At 71.8% G+C, this 21,139-nt stretch carries 20 protein-coding genes and 2 tRNA genes; 11 read left to right on the top strand and 11 right to left on the bottom strand.

Going from position 1 to position 21,139, the window contains the following annotated elements; genetic code table 11:
- Window positions 1-135 precede the first annotated feature (135 nt).
- The 5 genes from AB0E77_RS07850 (at window position 136) to AB0E77_RS07870 (ending at window position 4,313) form a co-directional block, all read left to right on the top strand.
- Window positions 136-978: a hypothetical protein gene (locus tag AB0E77_RS07850; RefSeq protein WP_361567107.1), complete on the top strand. Its 843-nt coding sequence runs from the start codon at window positions 136-138 to the stop codon at window positions 976-978.
- Window positions 979-1,107: 129 nt separating this feature from the next.
- Entirely contained in the window at window positions 1,108-1,887 is a 780-nt protein-coding gene (locus tag AB0E77_RS07855) for an HAD-IIA family hydrolase (protein WP_361567109.1), read from the top strand.
- A gap of 103 nt (window positions 1,888-1,990) precedes the next feature.
- Complete coding sequence (locus AB0E77_RS07860; protein ID WP_361567111.1) at window positions 1,991-2,545, top strand: hypothetical protein; 555 nt, start codon at window positions 1,991-1,993, stop codon at window positions 2,543-2,545.
- Window positions 2,546-2,547: 2 nt separating this feature from the next.
- Entirely contained in the window at window positions 2,548-3,237 is a 690-nt protein-coding gene (locus tag AB0E77_RS07865; RefSeq protein ID WP_361567114.1) for a class F sortase, read from the top strand.
- Window positions 3,238-3,287: 50 nt separating this feature from the next.
- The gene (locus AB0E77_RS07870; protein WP_361567117.1) at window positions 3,288-4,313 is read left to right on the top strand and encodes a glycoside hydrolase family 6 protein; all 1,026 of its coding nucleotides are present in this window, start codon (window positions 3,288-3,290) and stop codon (window positions 4,311-4,313) included.
- A gap of 96 nt (window positions 4,314-4,409) precedes the next feature.
- On the opposite strand, the gene AB0E77_RS07875 is transcribed toward AB0E77_RS07870, so the two are convergent.
- The 3 genes from AB0E77_RS07875 to AB0E77_RS07885 all read right to left on the bottom strand — a co-directional run bounded on the left by AB0E77_RS07875 (window position 4,410) and on the right by AB0E77_RS07885 (window position 8,724).
- On the bottom strand, window positions 4,410-6,347 hold the full coding sequence (locus tag AB0E77_RS07875) for a kelch motif-containing protein (RefSeq protein ID WP_361567120.1): 1,938 nt from the start codon (window positions 6,345-6,347) through the stop codon (window positions 4,410-4,412).
- Entirely contained in the window at window positions 6,344-8,368 is a 2,025-nt protein-coding gene (locus tag AB0E77_RS07880; protein ID WP_361567123.1) for a cellulose synthase catalytic subunit, read from the bottom strand. Before AB0E77_RS07880 ends, AB0E77_RS07875 begins: the two co-directional genes overlap by 4 nt.
- Before the next feature lie 282 nt (window positions 8,369-8,650).
- Window positions 8,651-8,724 (bottom strand) — tRNA-Lys (locus tag AB0E77_RS07885).
- Window positions 8,725-8,921: 197 nt separating this feature from the next.
- Between AB0E77_RS07885 and AB0E77_RS07890 the strand changes: the two genes are divergently transcribed.
- The 3 genes from AB0E77_RS07890 to AB0E77_RS07900 all read left to right on the top strand — a co-directional run bounded on the left by AB0E77_RS07890 (window position 8,922) and on the right by AB0E77_RS07900 (window position 12,031).
- Window positions 8,922-10,001 carry a peptidoglycan-binding protein gene (locus AB0E77_RS07890; protein WP_361567126.1) on the top strand — a complete coding sequence of 360 codons (1,080 nt, stop codon included), beginning with the start codon at window positions 8,922-8,924 and terminating at the stop codon, window positions 9,999-10,001.
- A 69-nt stretch (window positions 10,002-10,070) separates the two neighbouring features.
- Window positions 10,071-11,279 (top strand): SPFH domain-containing protein, encoded by a 1,209-nt coding sequence (locus AB0E77_RS07895; protein ID WP_361567129.1) that lies wholly within the window; start codon window positions 10,071-10,073, stop codon window positions 11,277-11,279.
- A gap of 146 nt (window positions 11,280-11,425) precedes the next feature.
- On the top strand, window positions 11,426-12,031 hold the full coding sequence (locus AB0E77_RS07900) for a lytic polysaccharide monooxygenase (protein WP_361567131.1): 606 nt from the start codon (window positions 11,426-11,428) through the stop codon (window positions 12,029-12,031).
- A 41-nt stretch (window positions 12,032-12,072) separates the two neighbouring features.
- On the opposite strand, the gene AB0E77_RS07905 is transcribed toward AB0E77_RS07900, so the two are convergent.
- The 6 genes from AB0E77_RS07905 to ehuB all read right to left on the bottom strand — a co-directional run bounded on the left by AB0E77_RS07905 (window position 12,073) and on the right by ehuB (window position 16,251).
- Window positions 12,073-12,146: transfer RNA gene (locus AB0E77_RS07905), tRNA-Lys, on the bottom strand.
- Window positions 12,147-12,245: 99 nt separating this feature from the next.
- Window positions 12,246-13,004, bottom strand: coding sequence for an IclR family transcriptional regulator C-terminal domain-containing protein (locus tag AB0E77_RS07910; protein ID WP_361567134.1), 759 nt, complete (start codon window positions 13,002-13,004; stop codon window positions 12,246-12,248).
- A 194-nt stretch (window positions 13,005-13,198) separates the two neighbouring features.
- On the bottom strand, window positions 13,199-13,984 hold the full coding sequence (gene ehuA, locus AB0E77_RS07915) for an ectoine/hydroxyectoine ABC transporter ATP-binding protein EhuA (RefSeq protein ID WP_361567137.1): 786 nt from the start codon (window positions 13,982-13,984) through the stop codon (window positions 13,199-13,201).
- On the bottom strand, window positions 13,974-14,624 hold the full coding sequence (ehuD, locus tag AB0E77_RS07920) for an ectoine/hydroxyectoine ABC transporter permease subunit EhuD (protein WP_361567140.1): 651 nt from the start codon (window positions 14,622-14,624) through the stop codon (window positions 13,974-13,976). The genes ehuA and ehuD overlap by 11 nt, the downstream gene beginning before the upstream one ends.
- Window positions 14,621-15,325, bottom strand: a complete 705-nt coding sequence (gene ehuC, locus AB0E77_RS07925) for an ectoine/hydroxyectoine ABC transporter permease subunit EhuC (protein ID WP_361567143.1) — start codon at window positions 15,323-15,325, stop codon at window positions 14,621-14,623. The genes ehuD and ehuC overlap by 4 nt, the downstream gene beginning before the upstream one ends.
- A complete protein-coding gene (ehuB, locus tag AB0E77_RS07930; RefSeq protein ID WP_361567146.1) occupies window positions 15,322-16,251 on the bottom strand; it encodes an ectoine/hydroxyectoine ABC transporter substrate-binding protein EhuB in 930 nt (309 codons plus the stop codon). The genes ehuC and ehuB overlap by 4 nt, the downstream gene beginning before the upstream one ends.
- A gap of 107 nt (window positions 16,252-16,358) precedes the next feature.
- Between ehuB and AB0E77_RS07935 the strand changes: the two genes are divergently transcribed.
- Window positions 16,359-16,856, top strand: a complete 498-nt coding sequence (locus AB0E77_RS07935; protein ID WP_361567148.1) for a DUF3830 family protein — start codon at window positions 16,359-16,361, stop codon at window positions 16,854-16,856.
- Window positions 16,857-16,953: 97 nt separating this feature from the next.
- Here the strand turns inward: AB0E77_RS07935 and AB0E77_RS07940 are convergent, their stop codons facing one another.
- Together AB0E77_RS07940 and AB0E77_RS07945 are read right to left on the bottom strand one after the other, a co-directional pair.
- Window positions 16,954-18,336 carry an amidase gene (locus AB0E77_RS07940; protein ID WP_361567151.1) on the bottom strand — a complete coding sequence of 461 codons (1,383 nt, stop codon included), beginning with the start codon at window positions 18,334-18,336 and terminating at the stop codon, window positions 16,954-16,956.
- Between the two features lie 13 nt (window positions 18,337-18,349).
- The gene (locus AB0E77_RS07945; protein ID WP_361567154.1) at window positions 18,350-19,297 is read right to left on the bottom strand and encodes a D-2-hydroxyacid dehydrogenase; all 948 of its coding nucleotides are present in this window, start codon (window positions 19,295-19,297) and stop codon (window positions 18,350-18,352) included.
- Between the two features lie 231 nt (window positions 19,298-19,528).
- Between AB0E77_RS07945 and AB0E77_RS07950 the strand changes: the two genes are divergently transcribed.
- Both AB0E77_RS07950 and AB0E77_RS07955 read left to right on the top strand, forming a co-directional pair.
- Window positions 19,529-20,365, top strand: coding sequence for an aspartate/glutamate racemase family protein (locus tag AB0E77_RS07950; protein WP_361567156.1), 837 nt, complete (start codon window positions 19,529-19,531; stop codon window positions 20,363-20,365).
- Entirely contained in the window at window positions 20,362-21,093 is a 732-nt protein-coding gene (locus AB0E77_RS07955) for an aspartate/glutamate racemase family protein (RefSeq protein WP_361567158.1), read from the top strand. Before AB0E77_RS07950 ends, AB0E77_RS07955 begins: the two co-directional genes overlap by 4 nt.
- Window positions 21,094-21,139 lie beyond the last annotated feature (46 nt).

Below are 21,139 nucleotides of genomic sequence, written 5' to 3' on the forward strand. Positions count from 1 at the left end.
CCGACGGGTCACCCCCGGCCCCGTCGGCGCGCTCGCCTCCGGTGCGCCGGACGAGGGCACTGGTGCCGCCGTTCGAGGGGCGCACCCCGAACGGCGGTTCCGGTCGCCGCCATCGGCCGACACGCTCATGTGTTTATGCGACTGTTCACGCCCGCGTCCCCCTGCCTGGCGGCGGCAGCCGCCCTCCTGGCCGCCTCCGCCCCGGCCACGGCCGCCGCACCTCCGGCCCCCGGCGGCTCCGGCGCCCCGCTGCCCGCCTGCACGGCCCCCGACGACCACACCTTCCCGCTCACCACCCGCATCCACGGCGGCCCGGGCGCCTACGAGTCCGGCGGCGGCTTCGGCGTCTGGTACCTGGACCTCACCAACACCACGTCCCGCACCTGCGAGGCCGTCCACCCGGTCGTCGTCCTCGTCGACGAACGGCGGGCCCTGGAGCCGGCGCAGGCCCGCCTGGAGTTCTACGACGGCGACCGCCCCCGTCCCGTCACCTTCGAGGAGACCGACCGCGACGAGCTGATCGGCGCCTTCGGCGGGGGAGCGGGCGAGGCCGCCTTCCCCGGCTTCACCGTGGGCCCCGGCAGGACCCTCACCGTCAAGGTGCGGCTCGCGCTCACCTCGGACACCGCGCCGGGCGAGGTCACTGCCAACGCCGCCGTCGTCCAGCGCCGCGGCGACGACGGCGACTGGGTCGGCCAGTCGAACGACTACCGCTTCCGCGTCGGCGCCGGCGGCACGTCCGACGAGGGCGTCGACGAGGGCGCCGACGAGGGCGTCGACGAGTCGGCCGCCGCCGGGAGCGCCGAGCCCGTCGCACCCTCCGTCGCCTCCACGCCCGACGGCCGGGGCGACCGGTTCCCGTTCGCCGACGAACTCGCCGGCACCGGTGCGGGCCGCCTGGACGCGGCCCTCGCGACCGCCGCCCTGCTCCTCGCCACCGGCGCCGCTGCCGTACTGGTGTCCCGCAGACGCCGCTGACGCCTGGGCCGGCCAGCGCCCCTACGCCGGCAAGGCGGCCACCGAAAGCTGAGACGGCCGTTCCCCCAAGATCCTGCCTTGCTTAGGCTGGGGCGCACGCTGGACCGCGTACGGCAGGAGATCCCGCACATGGCAGACCGCAAGCCCATCGAGTCATGGCTCACCGACATGGACGGGGTGCTCATCCACGAGGGTGTCCCGATCCCCGGCGCCGACGCCTTCATCAAGAGGCTGCGCGAGTCCGGCAAGCCCTTCCTCGTGCTGACCAACAACTCCATCTACACCCCGCGCGACCTGCACGCCCGGCTGCGCCGCATGGGCCTGGAGGTCCCGGTCGAGGCGATCTGGACCTCCGCGCTGGCCACCGCCAAGTTCCTGGACGACCAGCGGCCCGGCGGCTCGGCGTACGTCATCGGCGAGGCCGGGCTGACCACCGCCCTGCACGACATCGGCTACATCCTCACCGACCACGACCCCGACTACGTGGTCCTCGGCGAGACCCGCACCTACTCCTTCGAGGCCATGACGAAGGCGGTCCGGCTGATCAACGCCGGCGCCCGCTTCATCTGCACCAACCCCGACGAGACCGGCCCCTCCACCGAGGGTCCCCTCCCGGCGACCGGCGCGGTGGCCGCGCTGATCACCAAGGCGACCGGCAAGCAGCCCTACTTCGCGGGCAAGCCCAACCCGCTGATGATGCGCACCGGCCTCAACGCGATCGGCGCCCACTCCGAGACCAGCGCGATGATCGGCGACCGCATGGACACCGACGTGCTGGCCGGCATGGAGGCCGGGATGCAGACCTTCCTGGTGCTCACCGGCCTGACCCGGCCCGAGCAGGTCGAGAACTTCCCGTACCGGCCGTCCCAGGTCGTCGACTCCATCGCGGACCTCGTCGACCGGGTCTGAAACCCCCGCGGGCCCCTCATCGCCCGTTCGGCCCAGTACCGCCCCCGCACCGGATGCGGGGGCGGTCCCCGCGGGGCAGCCTCCAGGTGACTGGAGGTACACGATGGGCTCACTGAAGGTAACTCTCTGTGCCACGGCCGTGCTGGCCGCGGTGTGCGCACCGGTCGCCCCGACGGCGCAGGCGGCGGACGGGAGCGGGGTCTCGGTGACCCCGGCCTCCCCGGCGCCCGGCGCCGACGTCACGCTCCGCGTACCCGACTGCACCGAGCGGACGGCCGTCGCCGTGTCGGCGGCCTTCGAGACGGACGTCCGGCTCTTCGTGGCCGCCGGGGACGGCGCCCTCGTCGGCACCACCCGGGTCCGCACCACGGTGACGGCCGGTGTCTACGCCGTGCAGGTCACCTGCGGCCAGGAAGCCCGCAGGGGCACCCTCACCGTGCAGCGCCCGCACCGCCCGACCGCGCCCGCCTCACCCGTCGCCCCCGTCGACGCGGGCGGCGGCGGCGCGGCGGAGCTGGCCGCGCCGGACACCGGGGACGGGGCGCGCGTCGACGCCCCCGGCACCGCGCACACCGTGACCGGCCTGGCGCTCGCCGGGGTCGCCGCCGTCGCCGTCGGGCTGCGCGGGGTGCGCAGCCGGAGCCGCAGGACGGACTGACCATGTCCGACCGTGATCAGGGCCGGGACGAGGGCCCGATACCCGTCGTCGGCCCCGGCAGGCTGGTGAGCGGCATCGCCTGGGTGGTGCTGCTCCTCGGGCTGTGGCTGTGGGGCCGCGAGGCCACCGACGTGCGCGAGGGCGTGTCCCGTCCGGCCACCGGCGACATGGCGGCGGCCGGACGGCCCCCCGACACACCGCTGCCGCCCGCCCACGCGCCCCTCGGCGACGCCCGGCCCGAGCGGCTCGACGTCCCGGAACTCGGCATCAGCGCCCCGGTGCTGGCGCGCGGCCTCGACGCTGAGGGCGCGATCGAACCGCCCTCCTTCGACCAGGCCGACGCCGTCGGCTGGTACGCGGCCGGCGTGACCCCCGGAGAGGCCGGGACCGCCCTGATGGTCGGGCACGTCGACACCGAGACCCGCCCCGCCGTCTTCTACAAGATCAGCACCCTGGAACCGGGCCGGACCATCCGGGTGCTCCGCGAGGACGACGAGATCGCCGAGTTCACCGTCGACGACGTCGAGGTCCTCGACCGCGACGGCTTCGACGCCCGCCAGGCCTACGGGCCGCACGACGCGGGCCGGGCCGAACTGCGGCTGATCACCTGCGGCGGCACCTTCGACCGCGCCACCGGCGGATACACCGCCAACGTCGTCGTCTCCGCGTATCTCACGGGCACCGGCACGTGACCCGCGTATGTCAGGATTGACCCCTCGAACAGTGCACCCAGGGGGGTTGGATGTACGGCAGCAGGGGGGCCGGGACGATGACCGCGAGGCGGGCGTCCGCGGCGGTGCTGGGGGCGGCACTGCTGATCGCGGGGTGCTCGTCGTCCGGTGACGACGAGGACGAGAACAAGGACGCGGGGGCCGGGATCACCCAGCAGCCCAAGGAGACCGACCCGTTCTGGGTCAATCCGGACGGCAACGCGGCCCGGCAGGTGGCCTCGCTGGAGAAGGCCGGCAAGAAGGACCAGGCCGACCGCATCCGCAAGATCGCCCAGCAGCCGACCGGCGAGTGGATCAGCCCGGAGAACCCGGAGGACCAGGCCCGCGGCTTCACCGAGGCCGCCGACAGGGCCGGGCGCACCGCGCTGCTCGTCCTGTACAACATCCCGCACCGCGACTGCGGCCAGTACTCGCAGGGCGGTGCCGCCGACGGCGACACCTACCGGGAGTTCATCGACGGCGTGGCCAAGGGCATCGGCGACCGCGCCGCCACCGTCGTCCTCGAACCGGACGCGGTGCTCCACCTGGTCGACGGCTGCACCCCGGACGAGTTCCACGAGGAGCGCTACGACCTTCTCAAGGGCGCCGTCGCCAAGCTCACGGCGCTGAAGAACACCAAGGTCTACCTGGACGCGGGCAACGCCGGCTGGGGCCACCCCGACCAGATCTTCGAGCCCCTCAAGTGGGCCGGCATCGACCAGGCCGACGGCTTCGCCGTCAACGTCTCCAACTTCTACTCCACCGAGGACTCCATCGCCTACGGCAAGCAGCTCTCCGCCAAGGTGGGCGGCAAGCACTTCGTGATCGACACCAGCCGCAACGGCAACGGCCCCTACACCGAGGGCGCCCCGGACGAACGCTGGTGCAACCCGCCCGGCCGAGCCCTCGGCGAAACCCCGACGACGAAGACGGCCGACCCCCTGGTGGACGCCTACCTCTGGGTCAAGCGCCCCGGGGAATCGGACGGCGAGTGCAAGGGCGGCCCGAAGGCCGGCGAGTGGTGGTCGGACTACGCCTTGAAACTGGCGGAGGGATAACGCCCAGGGGCGCGGGGCTGTGGCAGGTGCGGCTCCACCGTGTGGACCCGGCCGGCCACAGCGCTCCCGCGCCCCTGGGCACCGCCTTCGGGAGCGCTACGGCACGTGCACCCACTGCGCCTTGGAAGGCGTCCCGTCCCCGTCCGTGGCGAACAACATGTACCACCCGGACTGCACCAGGTTCTTCCCCTCCGGCACCGTCACCGTCAGCTTGTCCCCGTCCGCCTTGAAGTCCAGCGCGATGGACCGCTGGTCGACGTCCGTGACGTGCGTCGAGGCGCTCGGCCGGATCAGCCGCACCTTCTTGACCGTCGAGGCCGCCCGCGAGGTGAACGTCCCCGACTCGCCGCGCGCGATGGTCTGCGGGCCGCCCGACAGGTCGGGCCGCGAGTCCCGGTACAGGTACGGCGGCGTGTAGATCTCGATGCGCTGCTCGAACTTGCCCGGCTTGGTGTTGGCCTTGTCGGCGTAGAGCGAGTCCGAGCCGAAGAACATCAGGCGCCCGTCGGGCAGCAGGATGGACCCGGAGTGGTAGTTGCGGCCCACGAGCGGGTCGGCCACCTTCTCGAACGTGTTGGTGTCCGGGTGGTACAGCCGCGCCTGGTGGATGTTGGAGTCGCCGCGGCCCCGGTAGTCCTCCGAGCCGCCCGAGACCAGCACGGTGTCGTCGGGCAGGACCGAGGCCTGCGGATAGCGCGTGCCCTTCTCCAGCGACGGCCCGTCGACGAACTTCGGGTCGTCGGCCCTCAGATCGACGATCCGCGTCTTCTCGCTGGCCAGCTTGGACTCGCCGACCCCGCCACCGCCGATCACCATGTACTTCTCGTCCTGCGCCGGCGGCAGCAGCACGGTGCCCGAGGTCTCCAGCATGTTCGGGTCGCTCATGCCGGGGATCTTGGTGAACTTGTTGGTCTCCACGTCCCAGATGCCCGGGTCGCGGCCGACGTCGTCGGGGCCGTACCCGGCGTTCGAACCCGAGTAGAAGATCTTGCCGTTCTGCATCAGGAACAGCGCCGGGTACGTCGGGAACTGGCGGACCTTGTCGGTGTAGGTCCACTTCTTGGTCTCGGGGTCGTAGACCTCGTTCTTGCCCGGGACCAGCTGGCCGATGTCGTCGAGGCCGGAGACGCTGAGGATCTTGCCGTCGCTCAGCGTGGTGAGCGTCGGGTACCAGCGGGCCTCGTGCATCGGGTCGACCTTGATGTACTTCTCGGCGACCGGGTCGAACTCGAAGGCGTCCCGGATGCCCTGGAAGTCCTTCTTGTCGAGGGCGAGCTTCTGCGCGATCCCGTAGGTGTTGCGCGCGTCCGCACCCGACAGGCCCTGGATGCGGTAGTTGTCCTCGGTGCCGGTCTCGTACTCGGCGCCGCTCTTCTGCGCCTCGACGTAGATCCGGCCGAGACCCGGGTCGTTGCGCACGAACGCGCCGGTCGCCGGGTCGAAGACCTTCTTCGCGCGCGGCACCAGCACCGGGTCCTTGGAGACGAACGTCTTGCCGTTCTCCTTGCCGGTGAAGCGGGTGCCCGCGGGCAGCGTGATCGGCTTGTCCGGGTTCTCGTTGTGGACGATCATCAGACCGCCGGCCTTGGTGACGTCACCCTTGAGCTTCTCGTACCGCTTGGTGCCGCCCGCGATCAGCAGATTGCCGTTGGCGAGCTGGGTGTGGCCGGTGCAGAACAGGTCGGCGGGCGTCGGCACCTCCTTGATGGTCCCCTTGACCGGGTCCCAGATCCGGGTGTCGAACTTCTTGGCGTCGAAGTTGTCCTGGTTGTTGCCCGACCCCGCGACGAGCAGCACCTTGCCGGTGCGCAGCAGCGCCGCGTGGATGGTGTTCTGCCGGTACTTCTCGGGAAACTCGATGATCTCCCACTTGCCGTTGGCGGCCTTGTACTCCGGCTTGTTGATCTTGTACTGGTGGTATTTCTCGGTTCCGAAGCGGTAGAGCCACGGCCCGTTCATCCCGGCCAGCGCTACTACCACCGCCGTGCCTATCGCGAAGCGACGGGCCCGGCGGCGGCCGGCACGGTCCTTCATTCCTTACGTCCCCCAAGTCCACCAAGGGCGATCTGCATGGTCTGGTCGCTGCCCCCCTCGGGGGAGGCGGCCCAGCTGGGCTTCTGCTGCGGCAGGTGCGCGCCGTGCGCACCCGGCGTTCCGTAGGGCGCGTCCTGCGCCGGCAGCGGATGCGGCTGGTAGGGCCCCGCGGGCGCCGCGTCCTCGGGCTGCGTGCGCGGCTCCGCGGGAGCCGCCGGGGCGGGCTTCTTCCTCGCCTCCCGCAGGGAGTGCCGCCAGGCGAAGATCGGCGAGGCGGTGATCAGGAGGGCGAACATCGCCCAGATGATCATCGCCGGGTGGGAGTGGCCCAGCGCGAAGCCGGCGGTGATCGAGCCGCCGAAGATGACGATGAAGTACCAGTGGTAGCGGAAGGTCCCGAACAGGGTGTCCGGGCTCGCCGAGTCGCCCTTGGGGGTCACCACGAACTTGCTCTTGCGCCGCAGCACGGAGTCGATGAGCGCCTTGGCGTACAGCGGCGCCGACAGCGCGGACATCACCATGCCGGCCACACCGCCGGAGCCCTCCGGCTCGTGCGGCGAGACGTTGTGCCGGCGGTTCCAGACGTACAGGCCGATCTGGAGCGCGGAGGCGTTGCCGTAGAGCATCAGCCAGACCGCGGGGTCGATGTTCACACCCGAGGCGCCCATGCCCAGGAACAGGGCGCAGCTCAGCGCCGCCAGGATCCAGTTCAGCGCCGACATCGGGTAGAAGATGATCATCATCGTGTAGTTGAAGAGCTTGCTCGGCGGCAGCGAGTACCAGCCCTTCCAGTACTGCTTGAGGATCGTCTCGTACGTCCCTCGCGACCAGCGCATCTGCTGGGTGAAGAAGTCCGTCCAGGCGTTCGGGCCCTCGCCGACGGCCAGCACGTCGGGGGTGTAGACCGAGCGCCACTTGCGGCCCGTGGCCGGGTTCTTGTGGCGGTGGATCTCGAAGCCGGTCGCCATGTCCTCGGTGATCGAGTCGTACAGACCGCCGATCTGCTTCAGCGCCTTGATGCGCACCGCGTTGGAGGTGCCCACGAACATCGGCGCGCCGTAGCGGTTGCCCGCGCGCTGGATCAGCGCGTGGAAGAGGAACTGCTGGGACTCGGCGGCCTTGGTGATCGGGTTGTCGTAGTTGCCGTAGACCTGCGGGCCGATGACGAAGCCGACGTCCGGGTCGCGGAAGAAGCCGAGCATCCGCTCCAGGTAGTTCGGCAGCGGCACGTGGTCGGTGTCGACGGAGGCGAAGAAGTCGTAGTCGTCGCCGTGCGCCTCGAGCCAGGCGTTGTAGTTGCCGTGCTTGGTCTTGGCACGGTGCGGTCCCTTGGGCCGGTTCCACTTCGCGACGCCCTTGCGGGAGAAGTGGTGCACGCCGAGGCGCTCGCAGACGGCCTTCACCTCGGGGTCGTCGCCCTCGTCGAGGAGCCAGACGTGCATCAGACCGCGGTGGCGGATCTTGACGGCCGCCTCCAGGGTCTTCGTCACCATCTCCAGCGGCTCCTTGCCGGGCACGAAGGAGGTGAGGAAGGCGACGCGGGTGCCGGTCTCGGGGACCACGGGTATCGGGTCGCGGGCGACCAGCGTGGCGTGCGCGTTCGACAGCACGTTCAGACAGCGGAAGAGCTCGATCAGGCCGATCGAGACGAGCATGACGATGTCGAGGGCGGGCAGCCAGTCGAAGGCCGGGTAGTCGCGCTCCGTCCAGTGCTCGGGCTGGAGCAGCCACACCAGCAGCACCACCGACAGCAGCGGGGCCGCGGCCAGCATCAGGGCCACGCGTATCCGGTGCGGCTCCTGCGAGAGCAGCGAGCGGTACTGCACCTTGTACGGCTTGTGCGGGTCCGGCTGGGTGAGGGGGCCCGCGAGCCGGCTGTAGTGCTCGTAGTCGTATCTCGGCAGCGTCTTCTTTATCCGGCGGAACGAGCCGGTGTTCCAGGTCCGGTGCGCGGGCACCCTGAGCTGGGTCGTCTGAGACGGGTCGTGGTCCTGCCCGGCGCCCGTCGGCGTCGACGTCATGAGTCATCCCCCCACACGCGGGTCAACGCGCGTTTCGTCGCTTCCTTCGTCCGCCGGGTCCCCCTCGGCCGTCACGGACGTCACAGTGGTGGGTTGCGGTCACCACGGCATCCACACCCTATCTAGACATGGATCCGCGACCCCCGGTTGCATGATGCCCCCCACGGCATCCGGCCCCCCAACCGGACCAGGGTTCTACGGCGTTCGTCATGATCGCAAGAGGCCGAGGCGCCGGGTACGCCGAAGGCCCCCCGTGTGCTACGGAGGGCCTTCGACCGTCTGTGCGCCGCCAGGGACTCGAACCCCGGACCCGCTGATTAAGAGTCAGCTGCTCTAACCAACTGAGCTAGCGGCGCCTGCTGACCTGGAGAACTCTACCGGACGCGGACGGGTGCTCCGGACCACGTCCGGGGCGGGCGTCCCCCTGCGCGCCGCCCGGGTACATCATTCGGACCGTCAACATGCGCGCAAACAGGACAGTTGGGAAACTGATCACTGTGCGCCGGTACGCACGCCGTCGCGGACTTTTTCACGTGGATGTGAGAGGAATCGCATGGAGACTCCGGTATTCGAGGAGGTCGGCCCCGTGAGCGACTGCGACTGCCCCGGGTGCCGGCACTGGCGCAGCGTCCTGCCGCACGCCCCGGCCGGCCGCGCCCCCGCCCATCCGGCCGCGCACCGGGTCCTGGTGATGGCCACCGCCGCCACCGCGACCGCCGCCCTCGGCGCGGGCCAGGCCGCGGCGGCCCCGACCACCGTCCACGCCCCCGACCGGCCCGGCGATCCGGGTGATCCGGTGGCCGTGGAGCCGGACACCCCCCAGGGCCCCAGGGCTCCGCTGCACGGTCCGACGGGCCGCCCGGCGGGTCCCGCGGCCGGCACGCTGCTGCCCGCGATCACCCGTACGGAGATCATCGAACGGGCCAGGACCTGGGTCACCGCCAAGGTGCCCTACAGCATGACCGCCTACTGGTCCGACGGTTACCGGCAGGACTGCTCGGGCTATGTCTCGATGGCCTGGAACCTGCCCACCAACGAATGGACCGGCAGCCTCGGCGCCTTCGCGGACCGGATCACCAAGGAGGAGCTCCAGCCCGGCGACATCCTGCTCTTCCACAACACGGCCAACCCGCAGTCGGGCTCCCACGTGGTGATCTTCGGCGGCTGGACCGACTCCAAGCACACCTCCTACACGGCCTACGAGCAGACTCCGCCGCACGCCCGCAAGGCGACGACGCCCTACGCCTACTGGAGCAACTCCGCCAAGTACCTCCCCTACCGCTACAAGGGGGTGACGAGCACGACGACGCCCGCGGCGGGCGGGGAGCCGGCCACGGCGGCGAGCCCGGAGAAGTCCTCCACCGGCGCCGGCGCCCCGCCCGCCTCGCACGGGGTGCCCGGCTATCCGGGGCGGGCCATGTTCCGCCCGGGCGCGGACAACCCGTACGTCACCCAGCTCGGCGGACAGCTGGTGAAGAAAGGATTCGGCAGGCACTACACGAAGGGGCCGGGGCCGCGCTGGGGCGAGGCGGACCGGCGCAACGTCGAGGCCTTCCAGCGCGCCCAGGGCTGGCGCGGCGGCGCGGCGGACGGCTATCCGGGCCCGGAGACCTGGCGGCGGCTCTTCTCGTGACCGCTCCCTCGGGGGCACCGTTCGTGATCACCCGTTCATGACGCGTCTGGCGCGGAGGCTGGAGCACGCATGAGTACGACCTCTTCCACGACACCCCCGACGACCCCGGAGCCGGCCCCGTCGGCGGCCTCGCCGTCGCCGATGCCCTCGCCCCAGGCTCCGCCGCCCGCCCAGGCCACGGCTCCCGGGCCCGGCGGGCCGGGGGAGGGGACGGCGCGGCAGCGGCTCATCCACAACGAGGCGACCACCGAGATCCCCGTCCACCTGCTGTTCCGGGACGACCCCGCCCCGGCGCCGGTGCCGCTGCGGCCCGCGGTCGTCGAGCGCCGGCACGGCACGGGGGAGCAGCCCCGGATGCGGCGTCCCACCGCGGCGCGGCCCCGCCCGGTGGCGGCGGTGGACCCGGAGCTGACGGAGCGTCCGGCCCGGGTGCTTCCGGGCCTCGCGGGCGTGGCCGCGGGGGCCTGCGGGGTGGCGGGCTGTGCGGTCACCTCCTGGTGGGCCGGGATCGTGCCGCCGCTCGCCGTCGGGGCGCTGGGGCTGCCGGCCCAGGCGGGCGCCGGGCTCGGGCCCGCGCAGTGGGCGGCGTACGCGGCCGCCGGGGCGCTCGGGCTGTTCGGCTTCGGCGGGCTGGCCCGGGGCCGGACCGGCCAGGCCTGGGTGCTCGGGCTGTTCGGCCGCTACCGGGGGACCGTGCGGCGCACCGGCCTGATGTGGGTGAACCCCCTGTTCCTGCGCCGCCGGGTCGACGTGCGGCTGCGGCACTGGCGCAGCGAGCCGATGCCCGCGGCCGACGGGAACGGCGTCGCGCTGCGGACGGTGACGCTGGTGGTGTGGCGGGTGCGGGACACCGTACGGGCCACGCTGGGCGTCGAGGACCACGAGACGTATCTGCGGGAGTGCGTCGAGGCGGCGCTGGCCCGGGTCCCGGTGGAGCCGGCGGGCACCGTCCGGGGTGCGGCGGACGTGGCGGGCGAGACGCTGACCCGGCTGGTGGCGGCGGACGCGGCGCCGGTCGGCCTGGAGGTGTTCTCGGTGCGGCCGGTCCGGGTGGAGTACGCCCCGGAGGTGGCCGCCGCGATGCACCGGCGCCGGATCGCCGCACTGGACGCGGCGCAGCGGGCGAGCGTGCTCACCTCGGTCGTGGACTCGGTGGAGGACACGGTGACCCGGCTGACGATGCGCGGGCTGGTGGAGCTCGACGACTACGAGCGCAAGGTGCTGGTGAAGGACCTGACGGTGGCGTTCTGCGCGGGGCGGGGCGAGCCGGGGGCGTGAGCGGGAGGCGTCGGACGGGGCCCGGGGCGGGGCGCACCCGGTTCTTCGATTGGTATGGACATGTTCAACTGTCAGCAATAACCTGGGACTTGGTCTAGACCAGAAAAGCTCGCTGCACTTCCCCCACGTCACAGGAGAAGACAGTCATGCGCACAAGGACCAAGCTGTCCGCCGCGGCGCTGGGTATCGCGACGACCGGAGCCCTCGTGCTCTCGTCCGGCGGTGCCAGCGGCCACGGCTACACCGACCTCCCCGTCAGCCGGCAGAAGGTGTGCCAGAACGGCACCGTCACCGGGTGCGGCTCCATCCAGTGGGAGCCGCAGAGCGTCGAGGGTCCCAAGGGCTTCCCGGCCGCCGGACCGGCCGACGGGAAGATCTGCTCGGCGGGCCACGGCACCTTCGCCTCGCTCGACGCCCCCAAGCAGCCCAACGGCCAGGCGTGGCCGACCACCAAGGTGAACGGCGGACAGAGCTACACCTTCCGCTGGCAGTTCACCGCCCGGCACGCCACGACCGACTTCAAGTACTACGTCACCAAGCAGGGCTGGAACCAGGACCACGCCCTGACCCGGTCCGACCTCAACCTCACGCCGTTCTTCACGGTGCCCTACGGCGGCAAGCAGCCGCCGGCCACGCTCTCCCACAGCGGCACGCTGCCGACCGGGCTGAGCGGGCACCACGTGATCCTGTCGGTGTGGACGATCGCCGACACGGGCAACGCGTTCTACGCCTGCTCGGACGTGACCTTCTGAACGAAGGAGGGCCCCTCGCGTGTGCGAGGGGCCCTCTTCTGTGCGCCGCCAGGGACTCGAACCCCGGACCCGCTGATTAAGAGTCAGCTGCTCTAACCAACTGAGCTAGCGGCGCATGACTCCCGCCGTCCGCTTCCCGCGGCCGGCGACGAGAAAAATAGTACCCGGTCCGCGGGGGTGCTCCCGACCACCGCCCGCGCCGGGCCGCCGGGTCCTAGATCGCCAGGGACAGCAGGACCGGCGCCGCGCCCCGGTTCAGGGCGTCCGCGGCCTGCCGCAGCCGGTGGGCGTGGGCGACCGGCAGGGACAGGGCGAGGCAGCCCGCGGCGGAGCCCGCCGTCAGCGGGACGGCCGCGCAGACCGTGCCCACCGCGTACTCCTGCAGATCGAGGACGGGCACCGTGGGCGGCTGCGTCTCCAGCCGGGACAGCAGCAGCTTGTCGCTGGTGATCGTGCGCGAGGTCAGCCGGGCCATCTTGTGCCGGGACAGATGGTCGCGGCGGCCCGCGTGGTCCAGCTGGGTCAGCAGGCTCTTGCCGACCGCGGTGGCGTGCGCCGAGACGCGGAAGTCCACCCACTCGTTCACCCGGGGGGCGGCCGGGCTGTCGGCGTACTGGGTGACCCTGACCTCGCCGTCGACGTACCGGCTGATGTAGACGGCGGCGCCCACCGAGTCGCGCAGCCGGTCCAGGGTGTGCTGGAGCTTGTCGCGCACGGCCTCCTCGCGGCCGTGCGCGGAGCTCAGCCGGGACAGGGCCTCGCCCGTGACGTAGGCCCCGTCGCCGGTCTGCTCGACATAGCCCTCGCGGCGCAGCATGCGCAGCAGCGGGGTCAGCCGCTCCCGGCCGAGGCCGGTCTGCCGGGCCAGCTCGCCGGCGGTGATTCCGGTGCTGTGCCGCGCCACCGTCTCCAGGGCGCGCAGGGCGTCCTGGACCGAGTGGTGCGGCGCGGTCGGCTTGTGCTGCAGCGCCACGGTGGTCTCCCCCTGCGCTCGCTTCGTAGGCCCTGATCCGGACAGCGGGTCACCTTCACGATAGCCGTCAAGGCGCCCGATGCGAGGGGGTGTTGGCGAGATTCCGGCGCCCCCAACTGCGACGCAGGCACTCTGGCATATGCCAGTGGCGTGCCCCGGCGTCCCGACCTCGGACGTTGGGGCACGCCCCGCCCTCACAGCACCGCGCTGAGAAATTCCCGCGTCCGGTCGTGCTCCGGCTCGCTGAAGATCTTCTCCGGGGCACCCGCCTCGATGACCCGGCCCGAGTCGAACATCAGTACCTGGTCCGAGATGTCCCGGGCGAAGTTCATCTCGTGGGTCACGCAGAGCATGGTGATGTCCGTGCTGCGCGCGATGTCCCGCAGCAGGTCGAGGACGCCCGCGACCAGCTCCGGGTCGAGCGCGGACGTCACCTCGTCGAGCAGCAGCACCTTGGGCCGCATCGCCAGCGCCCGGGCGATCGCCACCCGCTGCTGCTGACCGCCGGAGAGCTGGGCCGGGCGGGCGTCGCACTTGTCGGCCAGGCCCACCATGTCGAGCAGGCCCTTGGCGCGCTCCACCGCCTCGTCCTTGGACAGGCCGAGCACGGTGACCGGCGCCTCGGTGATGTTGCGCAGCACGCTCATGTTCGGGAACAGGTTGAACTGCTGGAACACCATGCCGATCTGCTTGCGGACCTCGCGGCGCTCCTTCTCGGTCGCCGGGAAGAGCTTCTGCCCGTCCACGGTGATCGTGCCCTCGTCGGGCTTGAGCAGCGTCATCAGCAGCCGCAGGATCGTCGTCTTGCCCGACCCGGACGGGCCGATCAGCGTGACGTGCTTGCCGGCGTCGACGGCGAAGTCCAGGTGGTCGAGGACGGTGTTGTCCCCGAACCGCTTGGTGACCTGCTCCAGGCGGATCAGCTCGCCGGAGCTGCGCTCGGGGCTCTTCTCGGGATTGGGGAGAGTGTCAGTGGGCAAGGCGTCGCTCCAGGGCTCGCAGGGCAAGGGAGGCCAGGTAGGAGACGATGACGAAGGCCACGCCGATCACCGTCAGGGGCTCGGTGAACTGGAAGTTCTGCTGCGAGAACAGCCGCGCCTCGCCGAGCATCTCCAGCACCGTGATCGCCATCAGCAGCGGCGTGTCCTTCAGCATCGAGATCACGTAGTTGCCGAGTGCGGGCACCACCCGGCGCACGGCCTGCGGCAGGATCACCGCGGTCCACGTCCGCCCGAGCGGCAGGTTCAGCGCCGTCGCGGCCTCCCACTGGCCGACCGGCACCGCCTCGATGCCGGCCCGGTAGACCTGCATCGTGTACGTCGAGTAGTGCAGGCCGATGCCGATCACGCCGGTGGTCAGCGCCGAGGCGGTCACGCCCCATTCGGGCAGCACGTAGAACAGGAAGAACAGCTGCACCAGCAGCGGGGTGTTGCGCACGAACTCCGTGACCACCCCGACCGGCCAGGTCACCCAGCGCGAGGGCACCCGCATCAGCAGCGCCCACACCAGGCCCAGCGCGAAGGAGATCAACGAGCCGAGCACCAGGATCTGCAGGGTGACCAGCAGGCCGTCCCAGAAGTGCGGCATGAAGTCGGAGACCGCGTTCCAGTCCCACGTCATCGGACACCCCCGATCTGCGCCGGCTCAGGGGTGACGGTCTTCCGCTTCGGCGCCGCCTTCCCCACGCCCGCCTTCAGCTTCTTCTCCAGACCGCGCATCATCCGCGTGAGCAGGAAGGCGATCACGAAGTAGATCAGCAGGATGTACGTGTAGATCTCCGCGCTCTCCTGGAGCGCCAGACGCACCAGGTTGCCGCTGAACGCCAGATCGCCCATGCCCATGATCGACACCAGGGCGGTGCCCTTGAGCAGCTCGATCAGCAGGTTGGAGAAGGGCGGGATCATCTCCGGCACCGCCTGCGGCAGCAGGATCAGCTTCATCCGCTGCCAGGGCGTGAAGCTCAGGGCGATGCCGCCCTCCTGCTGCGCCGGGTCGACCGCGCCGAGCGCGCCGCGCACGATCTCGGATCCGTACGCCCCGTAGGTCAGGCCCAGCGCCAGCGTGCCCGCCCACATCGGCACCAGCTGCCAGCCGAAGGCGGGCGGCAGCACGAAGAACACCCAGAAGATCATCACCAGCGCGGAGGTGCCGCGGAACACCTCGGTGTAGAAGCCCGCGAGGAAGCGGACGACCCACAGCCGGTGGGTGCGCGCGACGCCGACCACGAAGGAGACGGCGGTCGCCAGCAGCGCGCTGAAGAAGAGCAGCTGGACCGTGACCCAGACGCCCCGGAGTACGAGTTCCCAGAGTCCGGATGTCATCCGCCGCACAGCTCCTTCGCGGTCAGGGTGGTCATCTCGTCCTCGGTGAACCCGAACGGCTTGAGGATGCGGAGCAGTTCACCGCTCCTCTTGAGCTTCTGGAGCTCCACGTTGAAGGCGTCCCGCAGATTGGTCTCGGTCGGCCGGAAGGCGAAGCCGCCGCCGTCGACGTGCGGCTTGCCGCCCACGAGCGGCTTGAACGCCTCGGTCACCTCGGTCTTCGAGGACTTCTTCACCACCTCGCGGGTGGTCAGCGCCGTGCCCGCGAAGACGTCCACCCGCCCGGCCTCGACGGCGTTGAGCCCGGCCACCTGGTCGGGGACGATCAGGATGTCGCCCTCCTTGTACCCGGCCTCCACCGCGTACTGGATCTCGGCGTAGCCGGTGCCGGTCGCGAACTTGGCCTTCTTCTCCACGACGTCCTGGTAGTCGCGCAGGCCCAGCGGGTTGCCCTTGCGCACGATGAAGGAGTCGAGCATCTGGTAGTCGGGGTCGGAGAAGATGACCTGCTCGCAGCGGTCCGGGTTGATGTACATCCCGGCCGCCACGACGTCGAACTGCTGCGACGCCAGCCCCGGGATGAGGGAGCCGAACTCCGTCGGCACCGGCTGCACCCGGTCCACCCCGAGCCGCTTGAAGATGACCTTCGCCAGCTCCGGGGCCTCGCCGGTCAGCTCGCCGTTCTTGTCGATGTACCCGAAGGGGATCTCGCCCGCGATGCCGAGCCGGGCCACGCCCTGCGCCCTCAGCCGGTCGAGGAGATCGCCGCCCTTCACGTTCGACGCGGTCGCGACCCGCGAGCAGCCGGCGGCCCCCAGCGCGCCGAGCGCCGCGGCCCCCGCGAGCAGCGTTCGGCGAGTGGGCCCCGAACTCCCGGGCCTTCGGACGGATATGCCCCATGGAGGGGTTCTGTGTGGTGGAGCCATGGGCGCGCAGCTACCCGAAGCCCCGCAGGTTATGCCGGTCTTTTTCGGTCCGATACGTCGGCACGGCACCCTTGACCGCGGCGCCCCGGACCACTGCCATGGAGGGCATGGCCGATCGCTACATCGAAGTCTCGCTGGTCAAGCGCGGAATCACCTGCACGGCCCGACTGCTGGACGAACGGGCCCCGCTCACCTGCGCGGCGGTCTGGGACGCGCTTCCCCTTGCCGGCGACGTGTATCACGCCAAATACGCCCGTAACGAGATCTACGCCCTCTTCCCGCCCTTCGCGGCGAACGAACCACCACTGGAGAACCCGACTGTCACGCCCATTCCGGGCGACCTGTGTTATTTCGCCTTCGCGGGCGCCGAGTTGGGCACCAAGGCGTACGGCTACGACCGCGAGGTCCACCCCGGCACCACCCTCGTCGACCTGGCCCTGTTCTACGAGCGCAACAACCTCCTCCTCAACGGCGACGTGGGCTGGGTCCCGGGCACGGTGTGGGGCGAAATCATCGACGGCCTGGACACGATGGCCGAGGCCTGCAACGACTTGTGGCGCACGGGGGCGGCGGGGGAGACGCTGAGCTTCCGCCGCCGCAGGTAGCTGCGGGCAGTCGTGCCGCTGGGGCGGCACGGGTGGGCGCAGCGGCACCCCGCAACGCCGGGCTGCGAAACCCACCCCCGCCCAGCCCCAACCCCGTTCACCAACCAGCCATCGCCCCGTACAGCGCATGCGCAGCCCGCAGCACCACATCGTCCCGGTGGCGAGCAGCCACCAGCTGGAGCCCGACAGGCAAACCGTCCCCGTCAGTCCCCACCGGCACCGTCCCCGCAGGCTGCTGCGTCAGATTGAACGGATACGTGAACGGCGTCCACCCCGTCCACCGCCGACACCCCGCCCCCCTGGGCACCTCCACCCCCGCCTCGAACGCCGTGATCGGCAACGTCGGCGTCACCAACAGGTCGTACCGCTCATGGAAGCGCCCCATCCGCCGCCCCAGCTCCATCCGCACATCCACCGCGGCCAGATACTCCAGCGCCGAATACCGCGCCCCCGCCCCCACGACCTCCCGCAGCCCCGGATCGAGCACCTCGCGCTGCGCCGCCCGCAGCCCCTGCGCGACCCGCGCCGCCCCGCTGAACCACAGGGTGTGGAACGCGTCCACCGGGTCCGTGAAGTCGGGGTCGGCCTCCGTGACGTACGCGCCCAGCTCCGCCAGCCGCTCCACGCCCCGCCGCACCGCCGTCGCCACCGCCGGACGCACCGCCACCTGCCCGCCGAGCGAGGGCGAGTACGCCACCCGCAGTCCCCGCACCCCGCCCGACAGTGCCTCGGAGTAGGAGCCGGGCGCCGGTCCCAGCGCCGACCAGTCGCGGGCGTCGGGCGTGCCGATCACGTCCAGCATCAGCGCCGCGTCCGCCGCGTCCCGCGTCATCGGGCCGACGTGCGACAGTGTGCCGAAGGCGCTCGCCGGGTACAGCGGGACCCGGCCGTACGTCGGTTTCAGGCCGAAGATCCCGCAGAAGGACGCCGGGATGCGCACGCTGCCGCCGCCGTCCGTGCCCAGGGCCAGCGGCGCCGCCCCCAGGGCCACGGCCGCCGCCGCGCCCCCGCTGGAGCCGCCCGCTGTGCGGGAGGGGTCGTGCGGATTGCGGGTGACGCCGCTCAGCGGCGAGTCGGTCACGCCCTTCCAGCCGAACTCGGGCGTCGTCGTCTTGCCCACGAGCACCGCGCCGTGCTCGCGCAGCCGGGCGACGGACGGCGCGTCCTCGTCCCAGGGACCCTCCGGGGAGACGGCCAGGGAGCCGCGCAGGGTCGGGTGGCCGCGCATCAGCAGGATGTCCTTGACGGTGACCGGAACCCCGTCCAGCCGCCCGGCCGGCTCCCCGCGCCGCCACCGCTGCTCGGCCCGCCGCGCCTGCTCCAGCGCCTCCTCGCCGGTCAGCCGGACGAACGCGTTGACCGTGGGCTGGATCCGCTCGGCCCGCTCCAGCACCGCCCGCGTGACCTCCACGGGACTGAACTCACCTTTGCGGTACCCGTCGACGAGCTGCACGGCGGTCAGCTCGGTGAGGTCGGTCATGCACCCTCCCGTTTCAGTGTCCGGGCACGTATCCGCGCTTCTTGTCGACCACGTTCGGCAGCGGCTCGCCCGCCGCCCACCGCTCGTACAGCTCCACGAACTGCTCGCCGAGTTCGTCCCGCCAGCCGACCGTGTCGCCGCTCATGTGCGGGGACACGATCAGCCCGGGGACCTGCCACAACGGGCTGTCGGGGCCGAGGGGTTCGTGCTCGAAGACGTCCAGCGCGGCCCCGGCGACCCACCGGTCGGACAGGGCCTTCGCGAGGTCGGTCTCGACGACCAGCTGCCCGCGTCCGACGTTGACGAAGCGGGCGGAGGGCTGCATCACGCCGAACCGGCGGGCGTCGAACATGCCGCGGGTCTCGTCGGTGAGCGGCGCGGCGGCGACCACCCAGTCGGCGCGGGCCAGCAGCCGGTCCAGGTCCTCCGGTCCGTGCACCCCGGACCGCGCGGCCCGGCCGACCAGCGCCGTGGTGACGCCGAGCGCCTTCAGCGTCCCGGCGACCGCCCGCCCGATCGGCCCCGAGCCGACCACGCAGGCACGCGTTCCGGCCACCCGCAGCGACTCGCGGTGCCGCCAGGTCCGCTCCCGCTGGAGCTCCAGCGTGCGGGGCAGGTCCTTGGCCATCGCCAGGACGAGGGCGGCGACGTACTCGGCGATCGGCCGGTCGAAGACGCCGCGCGCGTTGGTCACCACCGTGTCCGAGCCGGCCAGCTCGGGGCACATCAGGTGGTCGACGCCCGCGCTCGCCGTGTGCACCCAGCGCGGGCGCGGCCCGCCGCCGGGCCAGGCCCGCCGTACGGCCTGCGAGCGGAAGTCCCACACGAGCAGCACGTCGGCGTCCGGCAGCCGTTCGGCGAGCGTCGACTCGTCGGCGTGCACGATCCGGACCCGGCCGGTCAGCCGGCCCAGCCGGGGCGGGGGCTCGGCGTCCAGGACGAGGAGGGTGGGCATGGTCATCGGCGGCGTGCCTCCGGGGACGGGGGAGGGCGGCGGTCGGCCGGGTGCCGGCCGGGCCGTATGCGGTCGGGCCGGGCGGCGGTCGGGCCGGGGACGACGGGTTAACCAGCTGTTGACCTGCTGGTGACGCGGGCGGATTGACCACGCTCGCACCGGAACCTACCTTCGTCAACACGGCCGTGCGTACGGTGCGTTGTCCTCCCCTTCCTCAGCGTGAGGCCGGTGCGTGCCATGGACATCTCCTTTCTCGGCGGACCCGCTCCGCAACGCGGGGTCGGCGTGGTCGCCCCGTTCGACTTCGCACTCGACCGCGAGCTGTGGCGGTGGGTGCCCGACGAGGTCTCGCTGCACATGACGCGGACCCCCTACGTGCCCGTCGAGGTGAGCCTGGACCTCGCCCGGATGGTCAGCGAGCACGCGACGCTCGGCGAGGCCGTGCGCACCCTCAACGCCATCGCCCCCGAGGTCGTCGCCTACGCCTGCACCTCCGGCAGCTTCGTCGGCGGCCTCTCCGGCGAACGCGCCATGTGCGAGGCGATGACCTGGGCGGGCGCCGTCCCGTCCGTCACCACCTCGGGCGCCCTGCTGGACGCGCTGACCGAGCTCGACGTGCACCGGGTCGCGCTGGTGACGCCGTACACCGTGTCGGTGACCCGGGCGCTGGAGCAGTACGTCGCCGAGGCGGGCGTCACCGTCACCGGCTGCGCGTTCATGGGGCTGACCCGGCACATCTGGAAGGTCCCGTACCGCGACGTGGCCGAGATGGCACGCCGGGCGGTGCCGCGCCCGGGGGCCGCCGACGCCCTGTTCATCTCCTGCACCAACCTCCCCACCTACGACGTCATCCCGCAGCTGGAGGCCGAGCTGCGGATACCGGTGATCTCGGCCAACCAAGTGACGATGTGGGCGGCGCTGCGCCGACTGGGTACCCGTGCCGTGGGGCCGTACCAGGCGCTGACCGACCCGGCGGCGCGGACCGGCCCCGCGGTGCCGGGTCCGGCCGGCCCCGTACTGCCAGAGACCCCGGACGTCCCTGGCACGGAACAGCAGCAGGAAGGGTGGACATGACAGCACTGGGATTCCTGTACCCGGGCCACTCCGGCGAGGACGACTACCCACGCATCGAGCAGCTCCTGGGCAGCGACATCCGGGTGGACCTGGTGCACACCGACATCGGCGAGGACGCGCACCGCGTCGACGCGCTGCGCGAGATGGGCTCGCCGCGGCGGCTGGAGGCGGGCACGGCGGAGCTGCGGCTGGCCGGCGCCGACGCCGTGGTGTGGGCCTGCACCAGCGGCAGCTTCGTGCACGGCTGGGACGGCGCCCAGGAGCAGGTGCGCTCCCTGGCCCGGACGGCGGGCCTGCCAGCCTCCTCCACCTCCTTCGCCTTCGTGCACGCGGCGAAGGAACTCGGGGTGCGCCGGGTCGCGATCGGCGCGACGTACCCGGCCGACGTGGCGGAGCTGTTCGCGGACTTCCTGCGTTCCGGCGGCGTGGAGGCCGTCTCGGTCGTCGGCTCCGGCGTCATCACCGCCGCGGAGGTCGGCACCTGGACCGAGGCCGAGGTGCTGGCGCTGGCCCGCTCCGCCGACCGCCCCGACGCGGAGGCGGTCCTCCTGCCGGACACGGCCCTGCACACGGCGGCGCACATCCCGGTACTGGAGAAGGAGCTGGGCAAGCCGGTCCTCACCGCCAACCAGGTCACCGTCTGGGAGGGGCTGCGGCTGGCCGACCGCCGGGTCAACGCGCCGGAGCTGGGGGCGCTGTTCACGCGGGAGCCGGTGGTCCAGGTGTGAGGGACGGGGGCCGGCGGACCCCGTACGCGCTCCGCACCGGTTCCGT

This window comes from Streptomyces sp. NPDC032940, from assembly GCF_040636935.1.
Classification (GTDB): Bacteria; Actinomycetota; Actinomycetes; order Streptomycetales; family Streptomycetaceae; genus Streptomyces.

Coding starts and splice junctions, on each gene's coding strand:
- AB0E77_RS07865 (WP_361567114.1), top strand. CDS start 2,548: ATGTCCGACCGTGATCAGGGCCGGGACGAGGGCCCGATACCCGTCGTC.
- AB0E77_RS07880 (WP_361567123.1), bottom strand. CDS start 8,368: ATGACGTCGACGCCGACGGGCGCCGGGCAGGACCACGACCCGTCTCAG.
- AB0E77_RS07890 (WP_361567126.1), top strand. CDS start 8,922: ATGGAGACTCCGGTATTCGAGGAGGTCGGCCCCGTGAGCGACTGCGAC.
- ehuD (WP_361567140.1), bottom strand. CDS start 14,624: ATGACGTGGGACTGGAACGCGGTCTCCGACTTCATGCCGCACTTCTGG.
- ehuB (WP_361567146.1), bottom strand. CDS start 16,251: ATGGCTCCACCACACAGAACCCCTCCATGGGGCATATCCGTCCGAAGG.
- AB0E77_RS07940 (WP_361567151.1), bottom strand. CDS start 18,336: ATGACCGACCTCACCGAGCTGACCGCCGTGCAGCTCGTCGACGGGTAC.
- ehuC (WP_361567143.1), bottom strand. CDS start 15,325: ATGACATCCGGACTCTGGGAACTCGTACTCCGGGGCGTCTGGGTCACG.
- AB0E77_RS07850 (WP_361567107.1), top strand. CDS start 136: ATGCGACTGTTCACGCCCGCGTCCCCCTGCCTGGCGGCGGCAGCCGCC.
- AB0E77_RS07900 (WP_361567131.1), top strand. CDS start 11,426: ATGCGCACAAGGACCAAGCTGTCCGCCGCGGCGCTGGGTATCGCGACG.
- AB0E77_RS07945 (WP_361567154.1), bottom strand. CDS start 19,297: ATGACCATGCCCACCCTCCTCGTCCTGGACGCCGAGCCCCCGCCCCGG.
- AB0E77_RS07860 (WP_361567111.1), top strand. CDS start 1,991: ATGGGCTCACTGAAGGTAACTCTCTGTGCCACGGCCGTGCTGGCCGCG.
- AB0E77_RS07955 (WP_361567158.1), top strand. CDS start 20,362: ATGACAGCACTGGGATTCCTGTACCCGGGCCACTCCGGCGAGGACGAC.
- AB0E77_RS07935 (WP_361567148.1), top strand. CDS start 16,359: ATGGCCGATCGCTACATCGAAGTCTCGCTGGTCAAGCGCGGAATCACC.
- AB0E77_RS07895 (WP_361567129.1), top strand. CDS start 10,071: ATGAGTACGACCTCTTCCACGACACCCCCGACGACCCCGGAGCCGGCC.
- AB0E77_RS07875 (WP_361567120.1), bottom strand. CDS start 6,347: ATGAAGGACCGTGCCGGCCGCCGCCGGGCCCGTCGCTTCGCGATAGGC.
- AB0E77_RS07950 (WP_361567156.1), top strand. CDS start 19,529: ATGGACATCTCCTTTCTCGGCGGACCCGCTCCGCAACGCGGGGTCGGC.
- AB0E77_RS07870 (WP_361567117.1), top strand. CDS start 3,288: ATGTACGGCAGCAGGGGGGCCGGGACGATGACCGCGAGGCGGGCGTCC.
- AB0E77_RS07855 (WP_361567109.1), top strand. CDS start 1,108: ATGGCAGACCGCAAGCCCATCGAGTCATGGCTCACCGACATGGACGGG.